Genomic DNA, 23,874 nt, shown 5'->3' with positions numbered 1-23,874 from the left:
GGAGTCCGCCTCTAAGCCATCCGTGTCCTCAGGGCGATGCCTTGCGCCATATCCTGCCTGTCAGGCGATGTTCCGCCACGCATGTCTGCAAGCGTCCATGCCAGGCGCATGGCACGGTCGGCTCCCCGCAGGCTCAACCTGCCGGAGTCCAGAGCCCGGTTGACCAGTTCGACGGCCTGCCTGGACGTGTTGGCCCGCAGCCATGCGCCATCGGCCTGGGCATTGCAGGACCATCCCTGCGCGCGGAAACGTTCCGCCGCGCAATCGCGGGCCTGTGCGACCTCCTGCCGCATCGCCGCACTGTCCTTGGCGCATTGCGGCATGTCACCGGCGACGATTCCGCTGATGGGAGGGACCTCCACCTGGATGTCGATACGGTCGAGAATCGGGCCGGACAGTCTTGAGAAATACCGGATCCGGTCACGTTCCCTGCACGTGCAGCGCTCGCCGTCACCATAGGCATAGCCGCACGGGCATGGGTTCGCCGCCATGACCAGCTGGAATCGTGCCGGATACCAGGCGGTGCCTTTGGCCCGGGACAAGGCGATACATCCGGATTCCAGCGGCTCGCGCAGTGTTTGCAGGGCGCGGGCGGCGAATTCCGGCGCTTCGTCCATGAACAGGATGCCGTGATGCGCACGCGTAATGGCACCAGGTGTCGCGATGCCGCTGCCCCCGCCGACGAGCGCGGCGGCCGAGGCGCTGTGGTGCGGGGCCTCGTACGGTGGAATATCGCTGATACCGAAGCGCGGCAGTGTGCCGCACAGCGAGCGCACGGACGCGACCTCGAGCTGTTCAGCCTCGCCGAGCGGCCTCATGATGCCGGGAATCCGGGAAGCCAGCATGGTCTTGCCCGCTCCCGGAGGCCCTACGAGCAGGGCATGATGCCCGCCTGCCGCCGCGACCTGGAGCGCCCACTTTGTATCATCCTGCCCGATGACTTCGGCCATATCCCCGATCGCGGGCGCCTCCACCGCCTGTCCGTCGCCGTCGGAGACATCCTGCGTCTCACCGAGCGTGTAGGTCGCCTCGCCTCCCAGCAACTCGATGAGCTCGCCGACATGGCGTACGCCGGTCACCGCGATATCCGGCACAAGCCCGGCTTCCTCGACATTCGCCTCGGGGACGATGATGCGTGCCATGCCGCGCGCCTTGGCGTGCAAGGCGGCGGGAAGCACGCCGGGCACAGGCAGGACACTGCCGTCAAGGTTGACTTCACCGAGTACCACGGTCCGTGCGAGCAGGTCGGTGCTGATCCGCCCCGCCGCCCCGAGTACGCTCGCCGCGATCGCCAGATCGTGCGATGATCCGCGTTTGGGCATGGAGGCGGGGGAGAGGTTCACGGTCACTCTGGTCTGCGGCCAGCTGAAGCCCGCGGCCTGGCACGCGGATTTGACCCGTTCGCGGGCTTCGCTCAGCGACGCATCAGGCAACCCGATGATGGAGAAATACGGCAATCCTTGGGACACGAATGCCTGCATATGCACGGTGAAGGCACGCAGCCCCAGGAACCCGACGGATGAGGCGCTGCCGATCCGCACCATCAGAACGCTCCGGGGATATGCCGTACCTTGATGTCGCCGCCGCCGATCTCGATGCTCATGACATCGAAACGGATCGCGTGGTAATACGGCCGGTTGTCCTGATGCTCGTTGAGCCACAGGCGGGCGGTCTTGTGCAATGCCGCCTGTTTGCCGACGTGCACGGCTTCCTGCGGGCTGCCGAAGCGCGATGACCTTCTCGTTTTCACTTCGACGAATACGAGGGTCAAGTCGTCGGCGAGCATGATCAGGTCGATCTCACCGTACCGTGTGCGCCAGTTGGCGGCGATAAGGTGCCAGTCGCGGGCGATCAGCGTGTATGCGGCGTACTGTTCACCCGCGGCTCCCAGCGCCTTCGTCGAAGTGGACGGCTCGAGCAGGGTGGTGCGCATCCGCGCGAGCATGTCGGCGGCCTGCCCATGAGCCTGTGGATAGCTGCATGATGATATCTGGTTGTTGTGGTCCATGCGGCTATTGCACCATGCGGTGCTGCGGGAGCGCCAGCCCGACGGGACAATGTGGTCAGAAGATGACAGGGCCCGGCATGCCGCGGGTTTGCCCTGTCATCGTGTTCATCGTCATCGCGTTCATCTATCGACCAGCCCGGTCAGATCGGCGAGGTCGAGTTCGAAGCTCACACCGCGTTCCTCGTGATGCGGCTGGTCGACGGTATGCGTCATGGCGTGGCGTACGAATTCCCCGGCGATACGCGCGGATTCGGCCAGCGTACGCCCCGCCATGATCGCGCCGCACAATGCCGAGGCATACGCGTCGCCGGTGCCGTGCGTCATATAGGGCAGCTTGTCATGGACGAGCTCGCACGCGCCGTCCACGCCGGTCGAGGCGCTGGCCACATAATTGCGCAGCTTGCCATCCCCGCGGTCGATGCCCTTGAGCACCACGTTGCGCGCGCCAAGGGACAGGAGCGCATCGAGCACGTCGTCGACTTGCCGCCGTTCGAGGTTCTGCCCGGGGTAATCCCGTCCGATGAGGATACTCGCCTCGGTCATGTTCGGCATGAGCACGTCGGCGCCGTCGACGAGCTCGCCCATGGCTCGGCAGAGGTCATCGGTGTACGTGGCGTACAATTCGCCGCCGTCGCCCATCACCGGGTCGACCAGCCTCAAGGCGCGCGGATAGTCGCGGTACAGCCGCTTGATGATCGCCACCTGGGCGGCGGAACCGAGGAACCCGCTGTACACGCCGTCGAGGTCGACGTTCTCCTGCTTCCACGCATCCAGGTAGCCGTCCAGGATATCGGTCGTGTCATGCATGGTGAACACCCCGTACCTCGTATGCGCGGAGAACAGGGCGGTCGGCACGGGGCACACGTCGCATCCCGCGGCGGACAGGATCGGGATCGCGGCGGTCAGGGAGCACTTGCCGTAGCCACACATGTCATGCACCGCCGCCACGCGGGGAATATACCGGGGGTCACGATGGTAGAGCGTCACATCTCGGGTCATTGGACAGCCTTTCTGCGTGCCGGCATGGCGGCCGCGTCGCCAACGACTGTAGTATGCGGTCTTGTCCTGACCTGGAGGCGTGATGACGATGCCGCAGGGCGAAAGAGGCCCCAGTATCGCAGCTTTCCCGGCGTGTCGGCTGGTTCCGGCAAGATTCCACGATTCGGCGCATGCCGTAAATCCTGTGATTCCAAGCGCCATGAAGCGGTTATAGCTAAGCACGATAACAACGCCCTTGCAGTGCTTGCACAGGTGTCCTAATCTCTCAATCAACACCTCAACGAACCGGTTGCACAACAGGGGCGTGAGGGCAAGACGGAAAGACAATCACACCACCAACCCAAGGAGCACATCATGGCTGAGAAGAACAACCATTACCGTTTCGAGACCCTCCAGCTGCACGTCGGCCAGGAAGAGGCGGATCCCGCCACCGATTCCCGCGCGGTCCCGATCTACGCCACTACGAGCTACGTCTTCCATAACTTCGATCATGCAGAGGCCCGCTTCGGCCTCCAGGACCCGGGCAACATCTACGGCCGCCTGACCAACACCACCGAGGGTGTGTTCGAGGACCGCATCGCAGCGCTCGAAGGCGGCACCGCCGGCCTCGCCGTCGCATCCGGTGCAGCAGCCGTCGAATACGCGGTGCGCAACATCACGCAGACCGGCGACCATATCGTGGCTTCCAAGCACATCTACGGCGGCACCTTCAACCTGCTGCGCCACACGCTTCCGCGTGACGGCGTGAACACCACCTTCGTCGAGCCGAGCGACCCGAAGAACTTCGAGGACGCCATCCAGGACAACACGAAGCTCGTCTACATCGAGACCTTCGGCAACCCGAACGCCGACCTGGCCGACATCGAGGCCATCGCCGACATCGCCCACAAGCACAACCTGCCGCTCGTCGTCGACAACACCTTCGCCACCCCGTACCTGTTCCGTCCGCTGGAGCACGGCGCCGACATCGTGGTGGAATCCGCCACGAAGTTCATCGGCGGCCACGGCACCACCCTGGGCGGTGTGATCGTCGAAGGCGGCAAGTTCGATTGGGCCGCGGTTCCGGGCAAGTTCCCGACCCTGACCGAGCCGGATCCCTCCTACCACAACCTCAACTTCTATGAGGCCCTCGGCCCCGTGGCCTTCGTGACCCGCGCCCGCGCCATCCTGCTGCGCGACACCGGCGCCACGCTCTCTCCGTTCGCCGCGTTCCTGCTCCTGCAGGGCACCGAGACGCTGTCCCTGCGCGTCGAGCGCCACGTACAGAACGCCCTGAAGGTCGTCGAATACCTGCAGACCGTGCCGGAAGTCGAGTCCGTGAGCCATCCGGCGGTCCCGGGACGCGCCGACCACGATCTGTACGCGAAGTACTTCCCGAACGGCGGCGGCTCCATCTTCACCTTCGACATCAAGGGTGGTAAGGACGCGGCACGCGTGTTCATCAACAACCTGCACCTGTTCTCGCTGCTCGCGAACGTCGGCGACGCCAAGTCCCTCGTCGTGCACCCGGCCTCCACCACCCACTCCCAGGAGTCCCCGGAGGAGCTTGAGGACCAGGGCATCCACCAGGGCACCATCCGCCTGTCCATTGGCCTCGAGAACATCGACGACATTATCGAGGACCTCGAGGGCGGCTTCAAGGCGCTGCGTGAGTCCGGTCTGGCCAAGTGACGCCAAGTAAGTACACTCAGGTGCAAGCATAGCCTTGTGCGATTGGTTGCGCGGGCGCGGCGAGTGATCGTCGCGCCCGCGTTTTTGTGATGTTGTAGTCGTGTCATCGCGGTGCGGCTGTCAAGCCATGATTGGCACGGCTTGACAGCCGGGTTTCCATGACGTTACACGTGAACTTGCGATTGGCGGGGTATCCGCGGATTGCGTTCTGAGCACAATGTCCTCGACACTATGGAATGTTGATGGTGGACTTCGCATGCCGTACACGTGCGCCATACACGTCCGCAACCGCGCCCGCGTGGCCGGTTCGCGTGACAACCGCACAGCATGACCCCATCGAATGAGAGAAAGAGCCGACCATGAAGAACAGCAGTCGTGCCTTCCTGCACCGGGCCGCAATCGCGGTCCTCGCCGCATCCGCGATGATGCTGTCGGGATGCTCATCGGGGCCGTCCGCGGGCGCGTCCGCCTCAGCGTCGTCGAGTGCCGGGAACATCGTCACCGTCAACAATGTGGAGCCCGCGGCGGGGCTCATCCCGAGCAATACCGACGACCTCGCCGGATGGAAGGTGGTCACGCAGCTGTACGAAGGTCTGGTCACCTTCGACGCCTCCGGCAAACTGGTCTACGCGGATGCCACGTCCATCACCCCGAACGCCGACGCCTCGGAATACACCATCAAACTGCGTTCGGGACTCGTCTTCTCCGACGGCGAGAAGATCACCGCCTCCACCTACGCGAAATCATGGTCCTTCGCGGCGAACGCGGCCAACGGGCAGCTGGGGGCCGCCATCTTCTCCACCATCAAGGGGTACGACGCGCTGCAAGACGAAAACGGCGACAAGAACGCCCAGCTGTCAGGTCTGAAGGTCGTCAACGACACCACGCTCGACGTCACGCTCGCCGCACCCGACTCCTCATTCCCGTACAAGGTCGGCGACGTGGCGTTCCTGCCGCTGCCGCAAAGCGCCTACAAGGACATCGACGCATTCGGCGAACACCCGGTCGGCAACGGCCCGTACAAGCTCGCATCCTGGTCGCATGACAAGGAAATCAAACTCGTGCCCAACCCCAAGTACACCGGTCCGCGCAAGGCGAAGAACAAGGGAGTGACCTACGAACTGTATACGAGCCTCGACGCCGCATACTCCGACCTGCTGGCAGGCAACCTCGACGTGTTGGATTCCATTCCGTCAAGCGCGCTGAAAACCTACAGCCAAGAACAGCTGCAAACCGTCAGCAAGGCAGGTCCGGGCTTCAAATCGTTCACGATACCACAGAATATGGCGCACTTCTCCGGCAAGGAAGGCAAGCTGCGCCGCGCCGCGATCGCCCATGCCGTCGACCGTGAGACGATCATCACGAAGGTCCTGTACGGAACCGCCACCAAGGCTACCGACTTCACTGCGCCGACCATCGCCGGATACAGCAAGATCCTCTCCGGCGCCTCCGTACTCGACTATGATGCGGCACAAGCCAAGAAACTTTGGAAACAGGCGGATGACATCAACCCGTGGGAAGGGACTTTCCGACTCGCCTACAGCGCGGACAGCGGCAACAAGCCGTGGATCGACGCGATTCGCAATTCCATCAGGAACGCCCTGGGCATCGACGCGCAACCGCTGATTTTCTCGACATCCAAGGAGCTGAGCACCGCGATCCACAACCGAACGGTCGGTGCCGCGTTCATCCAAGGCCTGCAATCTGATTATCCGCACCCCGAAGGGTACCTGGTACAGGCGTATGACTCCGCGTCTGCGGACGGCAAGGGCCTGAACAACGGCGATTACAAGAGCGCCGCATTCGACGCGCTGATCGACCAGGCTGCGCGCCAGACCACGCTCGACGGGGCGATCGGTTACTATCACAAGGCTGAGGAACTGCTGTTCGAGGACCTTCCGGTGATCCCGCTGTGGTATACGAATGTGACGGCAGGCGCCGGCAAGCAAGTCGGTTCGCTGTCCTTCAACTACATGGGGCTACCGGACTATTACAAGCTGACGGTCAAAAGCTGAGCCGCGGGGCTCACGCGATATGGACGTGGGGACCGATCGCGGGCCCGGCATACGTAAGATATTGGCCTGACGCACCCGCATTCGGGTGCGTCAGGATCGATTGTTCAGGAAGAGAGGGAATATGGCCGCACAAGCCAAAGCAAAATTCCAGGCAAGTATGATTCCGCTGATCGCCATCATGACCGCGCTGACCACGGTGCTGACCATGCTGGTGAAGCTGCCGACGCCGACACGAGGGTATCTCAACCTGTCCGACGCGATAATCTTCTTCTCCGCCTACGCGTTCGGCCCGTGGGTCGGCGGCGTGATCGGCGGACTGGGGCCGGCGCTGTCGGACCTGCTGTCCGGTTATCCGCAGTGGGCGGCGTTCACCTTCGTCATCGACGGGCTGCAAGCCGTGCTCGTCGGGCTGATTGTGCGTAAGTTCCGTCCGGCCGATATGATTGTCGGCTCAGTCATCGCCGGCGTGTGGAAGGTGCTCGGATACCTCATCGCCGGAGGCATCCTGTCCGGCTGGGGCCCGGCCTTGGGTGAGGTCCTGGGCAACACCGGGCAGATGGTTGTCGGCCTGGTCATCGCCTACGCCCTGTTCGCCGCGGTCCGCAAGGCCTATCCGCCGCTGGTGCGCATGGGCAATCTGGGTGTTAAGCCCGCCGTTGCGATTCCTGAGGACAAGGCAGAGGCATCCGCTGACACCGGCAACGGCGCAACCACCGGTGCCAAGACCGGTAGCGATGCCGCAGAACAGACCGAAACGTCGGGTTCCGGCCATCCGACGGGCAGCGTCAACTGAAGCACGCTGACGGCGACAACGGCATAGGCAATCGAACGACCTGATATGAGCGACGCCCCGATCATCACGGCGAACCACCTCAGCTGGTGGTATACCCCACAGACCGACGACGGTGAACCGGTCAAGGCATTGAACGAGCTGGATTTCTCAGTCCCGTCCGGATCATTCACCGGTATCATCGGCCCGACCGGGGCAGGCAAATCCACGCTGTGCATGGCGCTTGCCGGCATCATCCCGGATCCGGACGAGGGGACCATGCGCGGCACGATGACCGTCGCCGGGCGCAACACCGCCGAATGCAGCATCGCCGAACTGTCAAGCGATGTCGGATACGTCCAGCAGGACCCGGAATCCCAGCTGTTCTGCGCCAGTGTGGAAGACGAACTCGCCTTCCCGATGGAAAGCCGCGGTGTCGATTCCGGCCGTATGGACGAACGCATCGACGGGTTGCTGCACCTGGTCGGCATGGACGGATACCGCCGGCGTGTGCCGACAAGCCTGTCAGGCGGGCAGATGCAACGGGTGGCGATCGCCGCGGCGTTGGCCTGCCATCCGCGCATTCTGGTGCTCGACGAGCCGACGGCGGCGCTCGACCCGGAAGGCACCCGAGAAGTGTTCCGCGCGCTTGACACGATCCGCGCAACCCGTGGATTGACGATCGTCATGGCCCAGCAGGACACGGACGGGCTTGCCCGGTACGCCGACCACATCATGCTGCTGGATTCGGGCAGCATCGCCGCACTCGGCGATACCACGCTATTCACAACGCATCGGGACAAGCTGGTCGAGCTGGGGATCGCCCTGCCCGGGCGCGAACCCGGCCCGCCGGCAATCGCCACCGCCCCGGTCCCGCGGACGGGGGACCGGCAGCCCGCGATCAGCTTCGAACACGTCACCTACCGGTACCCCGAAGGCGGCAACGGTTCCGCCGCCCTCGACGACGTGAGCCTGACCATCGACCGGGGCGCGTTCGTCGGCCTGATCGGGCGCAACGGCTCAGGCAAAACCACCCTCGCCCGTCATCTCAACGGCATGTTGCGACCCAGTGCCGGCACCGTCACTGTCGACGGGCTGCATGTGGGCGGCCGCCGCGTCGGCGAGATGGCCTCCCATGTCGGATACGCGTTCCAAAACCCCGACCATCAGATCTTCTGCTCCACCACGCGCGAGGAAATCGCCTTCGGCCCGTTGTGTCTCGGTGTGCCGCGCGAGGAAATCAGCCGCCGTGTCGACCGGCTGCTCAACCGCTTCGGCCTCGAGGACGTCGCAGGACAATCTCCGGCGACCTTGGGCTACGGTCAACGCCGTCTGGTCGCCTTCGCGTCCGTCCTGGCCATGGACACGCCGATCCTCGTGCTGGACGAACCGACCGCCGGGCTGGACCGCCGCCTGTCCGGCATGATGCTCGACGCCGCGTCGGAACGCAACCGGCAAGGCGCCACCATGGTGATGATCAGCCACGACATGCGTACGGTGCGCGAACGCTGCACCTATCTCATCGAACTCGAGGACGGGCACGTGCGTGCCGCCGGGCCGATTGAGTCGCAGGAACACACGCAGCAGGAACACGGACAGCTGGAACACGGGCTGCCGGAACCCTGCGAACATGGGGAGGGCCGCTGATGGACGCCGACCTGTACGTTCCCGGCGACGGCTGGCTGCACCGCGTCGACCCGCGCGTCAAATTCCTCATCTCGCTCGTCCTGCTTGTCCTGTGCCTGGTGTGGCGCAGCTGGCCGTTCATCCTCGGCGTGTTGGTCCTTGAGCATCTCATACTCCTCACCGACCATATTCCGTGGAAGAACATCGCATGGGTGTGGCGCATTCTCTCCGTCATCATCGCGCTGATCGTGGTGCTGTGGCCGATATTCGACCGTTCCGGCACGCATGTATTCGCGGACTGGGGGTGGCTGCGGCTGACGGAAGAGAACCTGCTCATGGCCGCGGTGATGGGCCTGCGCATTCCGGCGCTCGGCTTCGCCTGCTTCCTGACCTTGTTCACCACCAGTCAGGCGAAGCTCATCCGCGGCGCGGTCGCTTTGGGCATGCCGTACAGCGCCGGTCTGACGCTGGCGACCGCGTTGCGGTATATCCCGGTTTTCGCACGGATTGTTACCCAGGTGCGTGACGCCCAACGCGCACGCGGGCTTGATTTGTCCGGTGAAGGCGCACGGATGCGAGGCATCCGCAACCCGTTCGCGCTGATGCTGGCACGGGCGCGCGCATGGGTTCCCGTGATCGTCGCCGTCCTGATCCGCGCCTACCGGATGAGCCGGAGCGTCGGCTGGGCCATGGAGTCGCGCGGCCTGGGCCTGCCCGGCGTCAAGCGCTCCTACCGGGTGCGGCTGGCGATGCGGCCGGCGGACTGGGCGATCCTCGCGGCGACCATCGTGTTCACCGTCCTTGCGATCGCCGCGATGGTCGCGCTGTAGGCCGCAAGTACCACCCGATGGTGCGTCCCCGGTCCCATGCCCCGGCGTGCCGTCAACATGCTCGGGGATTCCACCGATGCCGTCATTCTCGGGGATGATACCCCATCGGACGCGTTTTCCATCTCGCGCATGATGGGTTTCCCCTCCTCGTTTCGGTACATTGAGGATATGCGTCCAGGAAAGGTTCCGGACGAACGAGTGGAGGGAAGATCCATGACAACCCCGAATCCCATAGCCGTCGAAGCTGTCGACCTGGTGAAGATCTACGGTACCGGCGAGAACGCGGTCCACGCGCTGCGCCACGTCAACGTCGCATTCGAACGAGGGAAGTTCACCGCGATCATGGGCCCGTCCGGTTCCGGAAAGTCCACGCTCATGCACACCCTCGCCGGCCTCGATTCCGCCACCAGCGGCCATATCCTGCTGGACGGCGCCGATATCACGACGATGAACGACAAGCAGTTGACCCTGCTGCGCCGGCACAAGATCGGGTTCATCTTCCAAAGCTTCAACCTGCTGCCGATGTTCACCGCCGAACAGAACATCCTGATGCCGCTGACCTTGGCCGGCCAGAAGCCCGACCGTGAGTGGTTCGACATGCTTGTGGACACGCTGGGCCTTCGTGAGCGGCTCGGCCACCGCCCGAACGAGCTGTCTGGCGGACAGCAGCAGCGCGTCGCCATCGCGCGTGCGCTCATCGGCAAGCCGTCCGTCGTTTTCGCCGACGAGCCGACCGGTAATCTCGATTCCGTCTCCAGCGCCGAGGTGCTGAGCTTCCTCAAGCGTTCGGTCAAGGAACTGGGGCAGACCATCATCATGGTCACGCATGATGCGGTCGCCGCCTCCTATGCGGACCGCGCCATCGTGTTCGCGGACGGCCAGATCGTCGCCGATGTCGAGCACCCGAGCGCCGACCAGATGAGTGAACTGCTCATGCAGGAACGCCGCCGCGCCACCCTCAACCTGTCCGAAGGCGTGCCGCAGCCGCCCGTCGCCGCCGTGCCGGATGCCGGACTCAACCGCTGAACGAGAGACACGAGACAAGCAAGGACACTCCCATGTGGTCGATCACGATCAAAATGATGAAAAAGAACATGAAGATGCTGATTCCCGCCGGAATCGCCATTCTCATCGGCACGGCGTTCATCGCCTGCACCTTCCTGTTCGGCAATACACTCAACGACACCCTGCACAACCAGCTGACCGCCCAGTATGCGCAGGCGAACTACATCATCCAAAACACGTCGGCGATGAGCGGCTCGGGTCCGATGCCGACCGTCGGCGAGGCGAAGGCCGAACGTATCGCCTCCACTGACGGTGTGAAAGCCGGGTATATCGGGCAGAACGTACCCATCAACGCGGTGGCGGGCGAGAAAAGCGCCACGCTGCTCGCCATCAATGCGTCAAGCGATGACAGCCTGCTGCCGGTCACGATTGTCAGGGGCAGCCAGCCTGCGAATGATACGCAGATCGCCCTGCCAGCCAAGCTCGCCGACCAGCTGTCGGTGAAGATCGGCGACCGCGTATCCGTCGCCGCGAACTATGGCTCGGGCTTGGGCGGTGACGATACGGTCGAGCTGACGGTGAGCGGTTTCACCGAAGACACCAACGGCGCGTTCGGTTCCTATGGCGGCGCTGCGGTGATCAGCGACAAGACCATGGCGAAACTCCAGGGCGCGGACAGTTTCTCCGACCTCATGTTCTCGGGCATGACCCTCAAGGTCGACGAATCGAAGGCCGATACCGCAGTCCGCACAATCAGGAAGCTGCTTCCCGAAGGCTTCAGCATCGAAACCCGGCAGAAGGCGGGGGATGAAGCGCTCAAGTCGCTCAGCCAGTCCGGCACCAACGCCGTCACCGTGTTCCTCATGTGCTTCGGCATCCTCGCGATGTTCGTGGCCGCGCTCGTCATCGCCAACACCTTCCAGGTGCTGGTCGCCCAACGCCGCCGTACCTTGGCGCTGCTGCGCACCATCGGAGCGCAGAAGGGGCAGCTGTACCGTTCCGTCATCGCCGAAGCGGGTATCCTCGGCCTGGTCTCCTCCGTGCTGGGCATTGCGTTCGGCGCCGCGCTCATGGCGATTGTCATCCATAGCCATGCGCTTACGAGCCTGGGCATGACCGGCGGTCTGGTGTTCACCTGGCAGGTCTTCGTCATCCCGCTCGCGTTCGGCGTGGTCATGACCATGCTCGCCTCGATCGGCTCGGCGCGTTCAGCCACGCGGGTCACCCCGTTGGAAGCGTTGCGGCCCATCGAAATCAGCGACAACAAGCGTGCAGGCCTTGCACGGGGCGTCATCGGCTTCCTGCTGATCGTGCTTGGCACGGTGCTCACCGTCGGCGCGGTGACGATGCTCCGCTCGTCGCTGTCGTCCTCGGATCTCAACGACAGGTATTCGACGATGCTGCTGTCCGCGATCGCCGGCTGCGCCCTGATTTTCATCGGCTTGGTGGTCACCGCCGCTTTCTGGATGCCGCTGCTCATGCGCCTCGGCGGGGCGTTCGCCGCGCTGTTCGGGCCTTCCGCGAAAATCGCGCACGCCAACATCCAGAAGAACCCCAGGCGTGTCGCCTCCACTGGTGTCGCGTTGCTCATCGGCGTGACACTCGTCTCGTGCATCGCAACGGGCGCGGCATGCGCCAAACAGACGATGAACAACACCCTTGACACGCACTACAGCGTCGATATGATCGCCAAAGGCAGCAGGCTCAGCCAGTCCACCGCCGACAAGATCGGCAAGATCGACGGCGTGACCTCGACACTGTACGCGCCGATCGCCCGTGGTTCCGTCGTCGTCGGCGGCGAGGACCGCAGCGCCACCCTGATCGGCGTGCCCGACACCGCAACCCTGTCGAAGGTGCTGCACGCCGACCTGAGCGGAGTCAGCCTCGACAATGGCAAGGCCCTGGCGCCAACGTACTCCGCAATCACCGGCAAGGTCCTGTCGTTCAAGAACGGCCAGGTGAGTTTCACCGCATCAAGCGGCGGCGGCGCCGACACGTCCGAAGCCCAATCGCTGACCTTCGATGTCACCCAGAAGGACTACCGCAATGTCGACCCGGACGTGAGTGTCACCCTGTTCGTCAACGAATCCTATTTCACGGGAAATCAAGTGCAATCCGACGGGCACATCCTGCTCGCCGCCGTCGACACGTCCAAGGCGTCGGCCGTGGATATCCTCACCAAGGCGCAGACGGCGATCGGCGAAAGCGCAGGGGCGTCCCTGTCCGGCCCGATCGCGGAACGCGTCCAATGGAACCAGATCGTCGACACCATGCTCGCGCTCCTGGTCGCCCTGCTCGCGGTCGCCGTGCTCATCGCGCTGATCGGTGTGGCCAATACGCTCAGCCTGTCGGTGATCGAACGCACCCGCGAATCCGCTACCTTGCGCGCCATCGGCATGACCCGCGGCCAGCTGCGCTGGTCGCTGGCCGTCGAATCGCTGGTCATCTCGCTGGTCGCCGGTATCGCGGGCGAGATTCTCGGCATCGCCTTCGGCTGGGTCGGCTCCTACATGGTGCTCAGCCCGTATGGTACGACCGCGTTCATCAGTGATTGGAAGCTCGATCTGATTGTCCTGCTGGTCGCCGCGCTCGCCGCGCTGCTCGCCAGTGTCTTCCCCGCACGACGAGCGGTCAAGACGCCGCCGGTCGAGGCGCTCGCTGAAGCCTGATTTTCAGCGGCGTCCCGATGCCGGCGCCACTGGTAGGACCAGCCGGCGGATACGCTGTGGCCCGCCACTGCACAATGCAGTGGCGGGCCACAGCGTTTCCGCATACCCGAATGCGGCTCGGTGCGTCGCGCCTAGGGGCGGACCAGCCCGTTCTCGTAGGCGAACACGACCGCCTGCACCCGGTCGCGCGCATTGATCTTCGCCAGGATATGCGCCACATGCGTTTTCACGGTCGGCAGGCTGATGAACAGTTTGTCGGCGATCTCCTGATTGCTCAGCCCGTGCGCGATTTCGATGAGCACCTCGCGCTCGCGCTCGGTCAATTCAGCGAGTTCCGGATCGGTGTACTGCGTTCCCGAACCGTCGGAAACCCCCGGCTGCGGGGTGGGGGCGAGCTTGCCTTCGACCATGTTTTCGATCAGCCGCTTGGTCGCGGACGGGGCGATGATCGCGTTGCCCTGGTACACGGTACGGATGGAGGCCAACAGGGTCTCCGGCTCGGTGTCCTTGAGCAGGAAGCCCGACGCGCCCGCATTGATGGCGGACATCACATACTCGTCCAGATCGAAGGTCGTCAGGATGATGACACGGGTGACATGCCCGGTGCCGTCGTCACCCGTTCGCGGCGAACCGGATTCCATGCCGGTGATTCGGCGGGTCGCCTCGATCCCGTCCATGCCGGGCATGCGCACGTCCATGAGCACGACATCAGGATGCAGCTCTTGCGCGAACCCGACAGCCTGGTCGCCGTCGCCGGCCTGCCCGACCACCTCCATGTCCGCCTGGGAGCCGATGACCATGGCGAACCCCGCGCGGACGAGTTCCTGATCGTCGGCGATGACCACACGGATGTGTTGTTGTTGATTCATGGTCTCCACTGTATCCGGTGACGGGGGCGCTCGCCAGATGCGGTCCCATATCGTGCGCGTATGCGTTCGCGGGACGGACAGCGACTGCAGCGACGAACCCCGATGTACCCGACTGTTGGAATACTGGTACGGATGAGAGGCCGGCCATGGCGGCTGTGCGCAGCGCCCTGATGCCGGACCGCGCGCCCGGGCGCAGGCCCCGACGGTGTTGCCCGCCGCGGCGGGAGAGGTCGCTTGAAGAGAGCACAAGGAGTGGTGAGCGGTGAAGTATACAGCCGGCGCATGGAAAAGGGCGGTCGGTATCGCGATCGCGGTGGTGCTCGCCTGCACCTTCGTCATCGTCAGGACCTACGCCGATTTGCACCCTTCCGCGAACATGACGTATCGGAGCGCCGACTACCAGGTGGAAGTCCAGCGCAACGGCGATCTGAAAATCCGTGAGCATATCGATGTGATGCTGAAGAAACGAAACAAGCCTTGGCGGCAACTGTACCAGCAGTATCGTCTTGATCCCGACCAACTCACCGCCATCACCGGGGTGAGCGTCACGGACACCACGACCGGCAAGACTTACACCCAGGCCGACCCGGTCGTGCCCGGCAGCCAGTCCGCATCACTGTGGGACTCCACGTATGCGGGACACTGGTATATCAAACGCGCCGGAGTCAGCACGCAGACGTATGACCCGGAGCGCGACAAGCCGGACGCCTCGGGCGGCTATTCGGACCGATATCCCACCATCGAGATCGGATGGAATATCCCCGTGACCGAGAACGCCGACAGCATGGGTTTCGACATCACCATGACCTTCGAAGGGGTTTGCACCGCCTACGACGATGTCGCCGCATTCCAGTGGGAGCCGATCGGCGCCACAAACAGCGTCCCGATCGGCGAGGTGACCGGCACGGTGACATTCCCCGATGGCGTCACGGCGAAGAATTCAAAGGCATGGCTGCACTTCGAGGGCGCGGACTCGCGGATTACGCGTGACAAGGATGGCACGGTGCGTTTCAATGCGAAGAATGTGAAGTCCGGCATGTACCTCGACGTGGTCGCCATGGTCGATATCTCCCAGATGAACGATGTCGCCCGCCAGGAGCTGGGTGAACACCGGGAGGGCCTGATCGCCTCGGAGCAAGCCAAGGCGGACAGCTGGGCGAGACACCGTGACGCCCAACGCCGGGAACTCGTCATGCGCACCTGTATTATCGCGGCCATCGGCGTCATCCTGTGTGTGGCCATGCTCGCATGTCTGCGCGGCAACATCCGCAAGACGTCGTTTCCCAAGGACACCGTATACCGCCGCGAACCGCCAGACCTGACGCCGAACAATGCCGCGCGGCTTAACGCGCTGATCGAGCACTGCACCTCTTCGCAGACGAATGCGCGCGCGTTGAGCGCCACCATGCTGTCGCTCGCTTCCAAGCATGCCATCAGGATCCTCCCGGGAGCCGCCGAATCGTATGACGGCATCGATGTATCCGGAGCGGATGGCGCCGCCGTGCTGTCGGGTGTCGGGCAGTCTCCGGCCCTCGAATACCGCGTGGACCGGTCCGGCGGGCGTGCGGCCGTCGCCGTCAAACCCGATGACGTGACCATCGTTATCGAACCCGGCTGTGATGAACCCGGCGGCCGCGCGGCGCTACACCTGTGCGACAGCGAGGGCGACCTGCTGGATTTCCTTGAAACGGTAGGGGAGCGTGGCAAGACACGGGTGTTCGACATGCGGCAGATGCGTTCCTTGATGAAGGATTGGGAACACGGCGCGAAAGAACAGCAGACCATGGTGGCGTTGCTTGAGGAGGAATTCACGAAGCTGAACCTCACCGTGCCCGCAGGCCGGGGGAGCATCATCGTCAGTATCGCCGCGTTTATCTACTTGGTGGCGGGTTGCGCATTGCTTGCGGACAGCCTGTTCTTGCAAGCGGTGACGATACTTCCGGTCGCGCTGTGTGTGGCCCTTTGCATGGGTCTGATGCGGTTCTCCGGTTTGAATGAGCACGGTCGTCAGCTGGCCTCACAGTTGGACGCTTTCAAGCGGTATCTCAACGATTTCAGCGATTTTACGGATCGTGGGACGACCGATCTCGCATTGTGGGACAGCTACCTGGTGTATGCCGCGGCGCTCGGCCTGTCCGAACGGGTGATGGCCCAACTTGCCCATGCGGTTCCCGAACTGGCCGACCCGCAATGGCTTGACGACCACGCGGACGGCACCTTGCTGTACTGGATGTACCGTCCGGCGATGCTGCCCAGCGCCGTCATCGCCGGCATCGCAGCCGGCGGCGGGTCCGGTGTCGCGGCATTCGCGTCGTCGTCTTTCGCGGATCTGGGTGCGCAGCTCAATGCCGGGTTCGTTGAAGTCCAGAGCGCGGTGCAGACCACGCTCGGCACTTCAGGTTCTGGGTCATCCGGCGGATTCGGCGGTGGCGGCGGGGGTGCCGGAGGCGGCAGTTTCGGCGGCAGGTAGCGCATCGGATACAGCCCCCGGGGTAACCGGGGCGAGTGGGGCGATATCCGCGCTGTGGTCGTGGTCTTCATCGCTGAACCCGGTTTTGCGTAGCACGCCGAGCAGCTCCCGCATGCGCGCCAATGCGGCACGCCCCTGTTCCCCGATCTGCCGGAACGCTTCGCAGACGGCTGCCGCATCCGGTTCGGTGCCCTCGCGCTCGGCGTCTTCGAACATGGCGAGTCCTTCATGCGTACGTGCGATTACGGATTGGAGGGTGTCGGTGACTTCGCTTTGGATATTCGCGCTGATCCGGTCGCGCTCCACGTTCGCGGCGAGCACCTGCTGCTGGCGCGCCTCCTCGTTGAGCGCCTGCTGGCGCGCCTGCAATACGAGCGCGTCATTGCCGCTCGTGCGCTTCCACAATGCAGAGATGATGGCGATCAAGCACAGGAGCGCGACGGTGATGAACACGGAGACCGTCTCGATCAGCGTGGTGCCGTTCGGGCGTTGCAGCCGTGTCAGGTCGGCGAGCATGGCCAGCAGGGAGGCATACCCCATGGCCCCGGAGAACACGCACAGCGTGCACAGGCATGTGGCGGTGCCGGCGGCGGCGACCGCACGGTTGGTGGAGCGCTTGTCGCCATAGAGGATTACGGCGCAGAGCACGCCAAGCGTCATGATGTTGACGAACAGGATGCACGGCATGACCAGCAGTTGAAGTACTGCGAAGATAAACGCGAAGATGGCGCTTGCCCGGGGAAAGCGACGTCGGAACATCCACGGCAGGATAACCAAAACCGTCACCGTCCAGATGATGGCCTGGCTGATGGCGTTGGTCTGGTTGCCGGTGAGCACGAATTCGAGGTTGTTGCCCACATTCACGCCGGACAGGCCGAAGAACGCGATGAGCATGAGGCCCGTCAGGATATCCGCGATGAGGTAATGCTGCTCCCACCATACGGACATGCGTTCGACCGCATTCCTCTTGCCGCCCGCCTTGTTTCCCGGCTTGGGCAGTGAGGGGCGATTGTCATGAAGACAACGGTTCACCAGACCCGTGATATGCGTTGGGGTCGGCAGGGCAGACGTGACTGTTTTGCTGTGCTGTATATCAGTTGCATGCGCGGGTACGTTGCCGGACTTGTTCCGGATTGCCGATTGGGCTGCATCCTGCATCGGCTCGCGGGCGGTCGGCATGCGGGTCGCCGGCGTCTCGGTCGCCGGTGTGGCGTTGACATTCGCCTGGTCTTCGGTGTCCCGGTACGGCACGCTCGCCAGGACCTCGAAGCCGCCGCTGAGCCTCGGCCCGGCCTGCACGCTGCCGTGGGCCATCGCGATCCGCTCGCTCATGCCTTGCAGGCCGAATCCCGGTTTGTGACCGTCCGCCGCCGCGCTGGCGCCCCGCCCGTCATCGGTGACGCGGACGGTCAAGCCGGTGCCTGACCACGCTTCTTCGATTTCCACATGCACATTGGGGCCGGCATATTTGCGCACATTGGTCAGCGCCTCCTGCACCATGCGGTACATCGCCGTGCTCGCGGTTTCGCTCAGCCGCGCCGGGTGCGGTTCCCCGACGATCCGATAGCTGATGTCCATATCGGCCGCGGAACGTCGCGCCTCGTCGATTAGCGCGGCGACATGCCGGTAGTCGGCGTGGTCGGGTTCGCCGAACACGCCGAGCAGACGGTGCATGTCCTCCATCGCGCGTTGCGACTCATGCTCGATCGTGTGCATGGTGTCCTTGGCGATCTGCGGATTCGAGGCGCCGGCGTATCTGCCGCCATCGGATTGCACGATGATGATCGACAGGGTGTGCGCGACCACATCATGCATATCGCGCGCGATGCGGGCGCGCTCCGCCAGCGCGGCGATCCGGCGCCGCTCCTGCTCGCCGGCCTTGAGGGATGCATTGCGCTCCCTCAGCGCGGCGATGGTGGCGTTGCGGGCGCGCTGCCAGTAGGCGAGGAACATCGCGGTGATAATGCACAGGGTGATCAGGATCAGGCCGCCTGTGAATGTCGAGAGGAAATTCTGCGCGCAGGTATGCGGGTCGCTGCCTTGGCACAACGTGACGGTGATCGGCGAGGTCGCGGTGCCGAACACCGGCCCGACGCTGGTGGAAACCGCGAGCGCGAGCGAGGCGAGGATGCCGAGGGCGAGTCCGAGACAGGCGAACAGGCGGCTTCGGCTTGGATTGCCGTACACGATGACGGCGTACAGGACGGTTAACGCGAACAGGTCCGCGGGCACCAGCGACGGCCCGATGATGAGCTGGGCGACCGAGACCGCGACGATCGCCCACGCGCTCGGCTCCGGACGCCACCGGCGTGTGGCTACGGGAATCAGCATGGCGATCTGCCACAGATTACATACCATCGCGGGGCAGGAGAACAGTACGCCGGGGGTGGAGCCGGTAGAGGCGGTCATCAACAGGAACAGCGCGGCGACCAGTATGGTCATGGCGGTATCGACCGCCAGTACGTGGCTTTTGGCCCATGAGGTCATCCGTGTCATCCAATGCATGTCATTCACCCTAGCGTCGGGCGGTCACCGCGGCCATCATGCGCGAGGATGAAAGTCGGGAAGAACGAAGCAAAGACAGGGAAAGGCAAGGTAAGGCCGGGGTGGCGCTATGGTGGGCATAACGGATTGATAGGCCGGATTCACGGCTGGGAGGTGTACGGTGACGGCGTTGGCGCAGTATTACGTTCCGGGGCGGTATATCGAAGATCATGCGATTGACGTGCCGCTGGACTGGCGGGGCGACACGCCCGGGCAATCAGTGTCGGGCGAGACGATCCGGCTGTTCTACCGGGTGGTGTGCGAAGCGGGTCGCGAGCATGAGGACTTGCCGCTGCTGCTGTTCCTGCAGGGCGGGCCGGGAGGTGCCGGTCCGCGCCCGATGGGCTATGACGGCGGGGACGCGTGGCTTGCCGAGGCGTTGAAGCATTTCCGGGTCGTGCTGCCTGACCAGCGTGGCACCGGGCGTTCCTCGCGTGTCGATTCGCATGCCATGTCCCGTATCGGGGACGCGCAGGCGCAGGCGGCATATCTCAAGCGTTTCCTCGCCGATTCGATTATCAGGGACTTCGAGCATCTGCGCCTGAGTGCGTTCGGCGGCCGCACGTGGGTCACGCTCGGGCAAAGCTACGGCGGCTTCCTGACCTTGAGCTACCTGTCCCTGTTCCCGCAAGGGCTTGCCGCATGCTTCACCAATGGCGGCATTCCGCATGTGCCGGCTGACCCGGACGACGTGTACGCGCACACCTTCCCGCGCATGGAATCGAAGACCATGCAGTATTACGCGCGCTACCCACAGGACCGCGAGCGTGTCGCCGCCGTGGCCGACCGGGTGGCCCAAGGGGGAGTGGCGTTGCCCAACGGCGACCCGCTGACCGTCGAACGTGTGCAGACCTTGGGCGGCGGGTTCGGTATGAAACCGAGTTTCGAACAGATCCACTGGCTATTCGACGAGGCCTTTGTCGACGGCGACGGTTCCGCGGATGCCTCATCCCCGCTGTCCGACGAATTCCTCACCCATGTGATGGACACGACCGCGTCCCGCCCCCTGTACTGGCCGCTCCAGGAGTTCATCTACGCGGACGGCGAGCTCGAGCATCCGGTCAACTGGGCCGCCCAACGCGCCTACGACGCCCGGCCGCAATTCTCCGTGTCCGCGCGGCCGTTGCTGTTCACCGGAGAGGCGATCTTCCCGTGGATGTTCCGGCAGGAGCGGGCGTTGCGCCCCTTCGCCGCCGCCATGGACATCCTCATGCAGGACACCCATTTCGGCAAGATCTACGATGCCGGCCAGCTCGAGCGCAACGAGGTGCCGTTGCAGGCGACCGTCTACGTGGACGACATGTACGTCGATTCGACACTTCAGCTTGATACCCTGTCCCGCGTCGGCAACAGCCATTACTGGACGACCAACGAGTACGAGCATGACGGATTGCGCACCGACCCCAGGGTCTTCGCCCGCGAATACGGGGAAGCGTTGGGGCGAGGTGATCTCGCCGGCGTCAAATGACGCGCCCGGCACCCTGTGCGATCGTTTCGGAACGCATACCATGGCCGGCATGGCGCCGGCGACAATCCAAGAAAGGAACCACCCAATGACCCAACAACTGAGCGACACCACCGTCGGATTCATCGGTTACGGCGCCATGGCGCAGGCCATGGCCCAAGGCTTCGTGGACGGGGGAGTCCTTGAAGGCTCACACATGCTCGCCTGCGCGGGACACTACGACAAGCTCGCGGACACCGCTGCCGCGCTCGGCGTACGGCCCATGCACAGCGCCACCGAAGTCGCGGCCGCCAGCGATATCGTCATCCTCGCCGTCAAACCGAACCTCATTGAACAGGTCGTCACGCCGATCAGGCACGAGCTGGCCAACAGCATCGTCGTATGCGTCGCCTGGGGGTGGACCTTCGACCAGCTCGAAGCCGTGCTCGAGGACCATACTCCGCACATCTCCATCATCCCCAACACGCCGATCGCGGTGGGCCAAGGCGTCAGCGTCGTCGAAGACAAGCACAATCTCACCGACTACCAGGCTGGGCTCGTCCACGCGCTGCTCGAACCGGTCAGCATGCTCGAGACCGTCGACACCGCGCACATGTCCCAGGCGGGCACCATTTCCAGCTGCGCCCCGGCGTTCACCGCAATGTATATCGAGGCGCTCGCCGACGCGGGCGTGCAGTATGGGCTCAAGCGGGCCAGCGCCTACCGTCTCGCCGCGAAGATGGTCGAGGGTACGGGTGCGCTGCAGATCAGCGACGGACGCCTGCCCGCGGCCATGAAGGATGCGGTCTGCTCTCCGGGCGGCGCGACAATCCGCGGCGTGGTCGCGTTGGAACAGCACGGATTCCGCGGTGACGTGATTTCCGCGGTACAGGCCGTGGAAGGCTGACTGCCGCAGACGGATTACGAATCCGTGTGAATCGTATCGACTGGCCGGCGGCATGCCCGCGCCGGTCGGTACGGTGACGTGCCGTAGGCATGCATTACGTCCATCATGCCTCTACACTGGAAAGCATGTCTTTAACTATCGGAATCGTCGGCCTGCCGAACGTCGGCAAGTCCACCATGTTCAACGCGCTCACCCGCAACAATGTGCTGGCGGAGAACTACCCGTTCGCCACCATTGAGCCGAACACCGGCATCGTTCCCCTGCCGGACGACCGGCTGCCGGTGCTCGCCAAGCTCGTCCACACCGAGAAGATCGTGCCCGCGACCGTCACTTTCGTCGATATCGCCGGCATCGTCAAAGGCGCGTCCGAAGGCGAGGGACTGGGCAACAAGTTCCTGGCGAACATCCGTGAAGCCGACGCGATCTGTGAGGTCGTGCGCGCCTTCGAAGACGATGACATCGTGCACGTCAACGGCAAGGTCGATCCCGCCGACGACATCGACACGATCAACACCGAGCTCATCCTCGCCGATCTGCAGACCATCGAAAACGCGCTGCCGAAGCTCGAGAAGGAGCTGCGCGGCAAGAAGGTGACGCCCGAATACGTCAACGCCGTCAACGAGGCGAAGAAGATCCTCGAAGCAGGCGAGACCATCGACCACGCCGCCCAGGCGGGCAAGATCAACAAGGACGACATCTACGACCTGCACCTGCTGACCGCCAAGCCGTTCATCTACGTGTTCAACGTCGACGACGCCGAACTGTCCAACGAGCAGCTGCGCAAGAAGCTCACCGATCTGGTGGCTCCCGCGAAGGCGATTTTCCTCAATGCCCAGTTCGAAGCCGATCTGACCGAGCTTGACGAGGCTGACGCGCGCGAAATGCTCGAGGACGCCGGATTGAAGGAATCCGGGCTCGACCAGCTCGCCCGTGTCGGATTCGACATTCTCGGCCTGCAGACCTTCCTCACCGCCGGCGAGAAGGAAGTGCGCGCCTGGCAGATCCACAAGGGCTGGACCGCCCCGCAGGCCGCAGGCGTGATCCACACCGATTTCGAGCGTGGCTTCATCAAGGCCGAAATCGTCTCCTACGATGACTTCGTCGCGGCCAACGGTTCGATGAACACCATCAAGGAGGAAGGCAAGCTCCGCCTTGAAGGCCGCGACTACGTGATGCAGGACGGCGACATCGTCGAATTCAAGTTCAACGTGTCCAAGTAACCGCCCACACCCCGCCAAAACGGCGCGATTCCAACGATTCCAACCTAAGGAACGTTGCAATCGCGCCGTTTTTGAATGCACGGAAACAGGCCGTTCCAGACACGTTCCGGACGGTTGTCGCCATCGAATGAGTGCGTTTAGAGTACCCTTCCGAGGGCGCTCGCCGGCATACTCGGGCGCGACAGGTCCGGTGCGTGGGACTTCTGACGGAAACGTCACAATGGCGGCAAACTCCCGGGACTTTTGTCGGGAATGGCGTAAATGGCGGTAATCTCCCGGGAGTTTATGGACGAAGACGAGGTTTCGCGCTGATGTGACAACGAAAACGTTGAAATACCAACGTGCCCGAAATCAGGCCTCCGGGAGTTTACGCGTCAAACTGCATATCACGAGAGAAGTCCCACACTGAGCGATGACGTTCATTGACAATGACGCCGTGATTCATGATGACCCTCTCGATTCGTGGGCGAGCATGTTCTGCGCGCGGGCCGCAGGGCATGACGATGCCCAGTGCGACCCAGCTCATTACTGCGCTGCAGAAAGATCGGCTGACGCCATCGTCGATTGTCGTCGCAGCTGGTCAACGAGGTCGGCGAGCTGCGCTCAGCATGCTGATGCTTTGCTACAGCCATGCCACACCTGTGATTTCTACGATGCCGGTCGCAATCGATTCGCTGCCTGTATACAAATCGTTGCGCCCTTATTTCGAGGAACAGCGCGCGGTTCCTGCATGACCTGCTTGTGGAATACGGGGTCCGCTTCACACATTGCGGCGTTCGCTAATAACCTGCTTTCCCTGGAAAGTCTGCGGGGGGTGTCCCTATGTAA

General features: G+C 63.7%; 17 protein-coding genes. 12 read left to right on the top strand and 5 right to left on the bottom strand.

From position 1 onward, the window contains the following. Positions 1 to 11: 11 nt before the first annotated feature. The 3 genes from WD012_RS06305 to WD012_RS06295 all read right to left on the bottom strand — a co-directional run bounded on the left by WD012_RS06305 (position 12) and on the right by WD012_RS06295 (position 3,007). A complete protein-coding gene (locus WD012_RS06305; RefSeq protein ID WP_339562965.1) occupies positions 12 to 1,541 on the bottom strand; it encodes a YifB family Mg chelatase-like AAA ATPase in 1,530 nt (509 codons plus the stop codon). 2 nt (positions 1,542 to 1,543) lie between these two features. After that, entirely contained in the window at positions 1,544 to 2,008 is a 465-nt protein-coding gene (locus tag WD012_RS06300) for a YraN family protein (protein ID WP_339562919.1), read from the bottom strand. Between the two features lie 120 nt (positions 2,009 to 2,128). Further along, positions 2,129 to 3,007 (bottom strand): bifunctional hydroxymethylpyrimidine kinase/phosphomethylpyrimidine kinase, encoded by an 879-nt coding sequence (locus WD012_RS06295; RefSeq protein WP_339562918.1) that lies wholly within the window; start codon positions 3,005 to 3,007, stop codon positions 2,129 to 2,131. Between the two features lie 354 nt (positions 3,008 to 3,361). Between WD012_RS06295 and WD012_RS06290 the strand changes: the two genes are divergently transcribed. From WD012_RS06290 to WD012_RS06260, 7 genes are all read left to right on the top strand, one after another. Next, entirely contained in the window at positions 3,362 to 4,678 is a 1,317-nt protein-coding gene (locus WD012_RS06290) for an O-acetylhomoserine aminocarboxypropyltransferase/cysteine synthase family protein (RefSeq protein ID WP_339562917.1), read from the top strand. Positions 4,679 to 5,037: 359 nt separating this feature from the next. Beyond that, positions 5,038 to 6,693 carry a peptide ABC transporter substrate-binding protein gene (locus WD012_RS06285; protein ID WP_339562916.1) on the top strand — a complete coding sequence of 552 codons (1,656 nt, stop codon included), beginning with the start codon at positions 5,038 to 5,040 and terminating at the stop codon, positions 6,691 to 6,693. Positions 6,694 to 6,814: 121 nt separating this feature from the next. Next, the gene (locus WD012_RS06280) at positions 6,815 to 7,486 is read left to right on the top strand and encodes an ECF transporter S component (protein WP_339562915.1); all 672 of its coding nucleotides are present in this window, start codon (positions 6,815 to 6,817) and stop codon (positions 7,484 to 7,486) included. Positions 7,487 to 7,531: 45 nt separating this feature from the next. After that, positions 7,532 to 9,109, top strand: a complete 1,578-nt coding sequence (locus WD012_RS06275) for an ABC transporter ATP-binding protein (protein ID WP_339562914.1) — start codon at positions 7,532 to 7,534, stop codon at positions 9,107 to 9,109. Continuing rightward, positions 9,109 to 9,918 (top strand): energy-coupling factor transporter transmembrane component T family protein, encoded by an 810-nt coding sequence (locus tag WD012_RS06270; RefSeq protein WP_339562913.1) that lies wholly within the window; start codon positions 9,109 to 9,111, stop codon positions 9,916 to 9,918. The genes WD012_RS06275 and WD012_RS06270 overlap by 1 nt, the downstream gene beginning before the upstream one ends. A gap of 213 nt (positions 9,919 to 10,131) precedes the next feature. Further along, complete coding sequence (locus WD012_RS06265) at positions 10,132 to 10,944, top strand: ABC transporter ATP-binding protein (RefSeq protein ID WP_339562912.1); 813 nt, start codon at positions 10,132 to 10,134, stop codon at positions 10,942 to 10,944. Between the two features lie 32 nt (positions 10,945 to 10,976). After that, a complete protein-coding gene (locus WD012_RS06260) occupies positions 10,977 to 13,592 on the top strand; it encodes an ABC transporter permease (RefSeq protein WP_339562911.1) in 2,616 nt (871 codons plus the stop codon). Between the two features lie 131 nt (positions 13,593 to 13,723). On the opposite strand, the gene WD012_RS06255 is transcribed toward WD012_RS06260, so the two are convergent. Further along, complete coding sequence (locus WD012_RS06255; RefSeq protein ID WP_339562910.1) at positions 13,724 to 14,461, bottom strand: response regulator; 738 nt, start codon at positions 14,459 to 14,461, stop codon at positions 13,724 to 13,726. Positions 14,462 to 14,723: 262 nt separating this feature from the next. On the opposite strand from WD012_RS06255, the gene WD012_RS06250 reads away from it, so the two are divergent. Further along, a complete protein-coding gene (locus WD012_RS06250; protein WP_339562909.1) occupies positions 14,724 to 16,931 on the top strand; it encodes a DUF2207 family protein in 2,208 nt (735 codons plus the stop codon). On the opposite strand, the gene WD012_RS06245 is transcribed toward WD012_RS06250, so the two are convergent. Beyond that, a complete protein-coding gene (locus WD012_RS06245) occupies positions 16,869 to 19,436 on the bottom strand; it encodes a sensor histidine kinase (protein WP_339562908.1) in 2,568 nt (855 codons plus the stop codon). The two genes, WD012_RS06250 and WD012_RS06245, sit on opposite strands and share 63 nt — an antisense overlap. A gap of 160 nt (positions 19,437 to 19,596) precedes the next feature. Between WD012_RS06245 and WD012_RS06240 the strand changes: the two genes are divergently transcribed. The 4 genes from WD012_RS06240 (at position 19,597) to WD012_RS06225 (ending at position 23,780) form a co-directional block, all read left to right on the top strand. Beyond that, positions 19,597 to 20,943 carry an alpha/beta fold hydrolase gene (locus tag WD012_RS06240; protein WP_339562907.1) on the top strand — a complete coding sequence of 449 codons (1,347 nt, stop codon included), beginning with the start codon at positions 19,597 to 19,599 and terminating at the stop codon, positions 20,941 to 20,943. An 85-nt stretch (positions 20,944 to 21,028) separates the two neighbouring features. Further along, positions 21,029 to 21,826, top strand: a complete 798-nt coding sequence (gene proC / locus WD012_RS06235) for a pyrroline-5-carboxylate reductase (protein WP_339562906.1) — start codon at positions 21,029 to 21,031, stop codon at positions 21,824 to 21,826. Positions 21,827 to 21,951: 125 nt separating this feature from the next. Continuing rightward, a complete protein-coding gene (ychF, locus tag WD012_RS06230) occupies positions 21,952 to 23,046 on the top strand; it encodes a redox-regulated ATPase YchF (RefSeq protein WP_015450329.1) in 1,095 nt (364 codons plus the stop codon). A gap of 443 nt (positions 23,047 to 23,489) precedes the next feature. Beyond that, positions 23,490 to 23,780 carry a hypothetical protein gene (locus WD012_RS06225; protein ID WP_339562905.1) on the top strand — a complete coding sequence of 97 codons (291 nt, stop codon included), beginning with the start codon at positions 23,490 to 23,492 and terminating at the stop codon, positions 23,778 to 23,780. Positions 23,781 to 23,874 lie beyond the last annotated feature (94 nt).

The sequence above is a fragment of the Bifidobacterium thermophilum genome (assembly GCF_037482445.1).
GTDB lineage: Bacteria > Actinomycetota > Actinomycetes > Actinomycetales > Bifidobacteriaceae > Bifidobacterium > Bifidobacterium thermophilum_B.
Note: the sequence above shows the minus strand (reverse complement) of the source record. Positions and strands in the feature narration are given on the sequence as shown.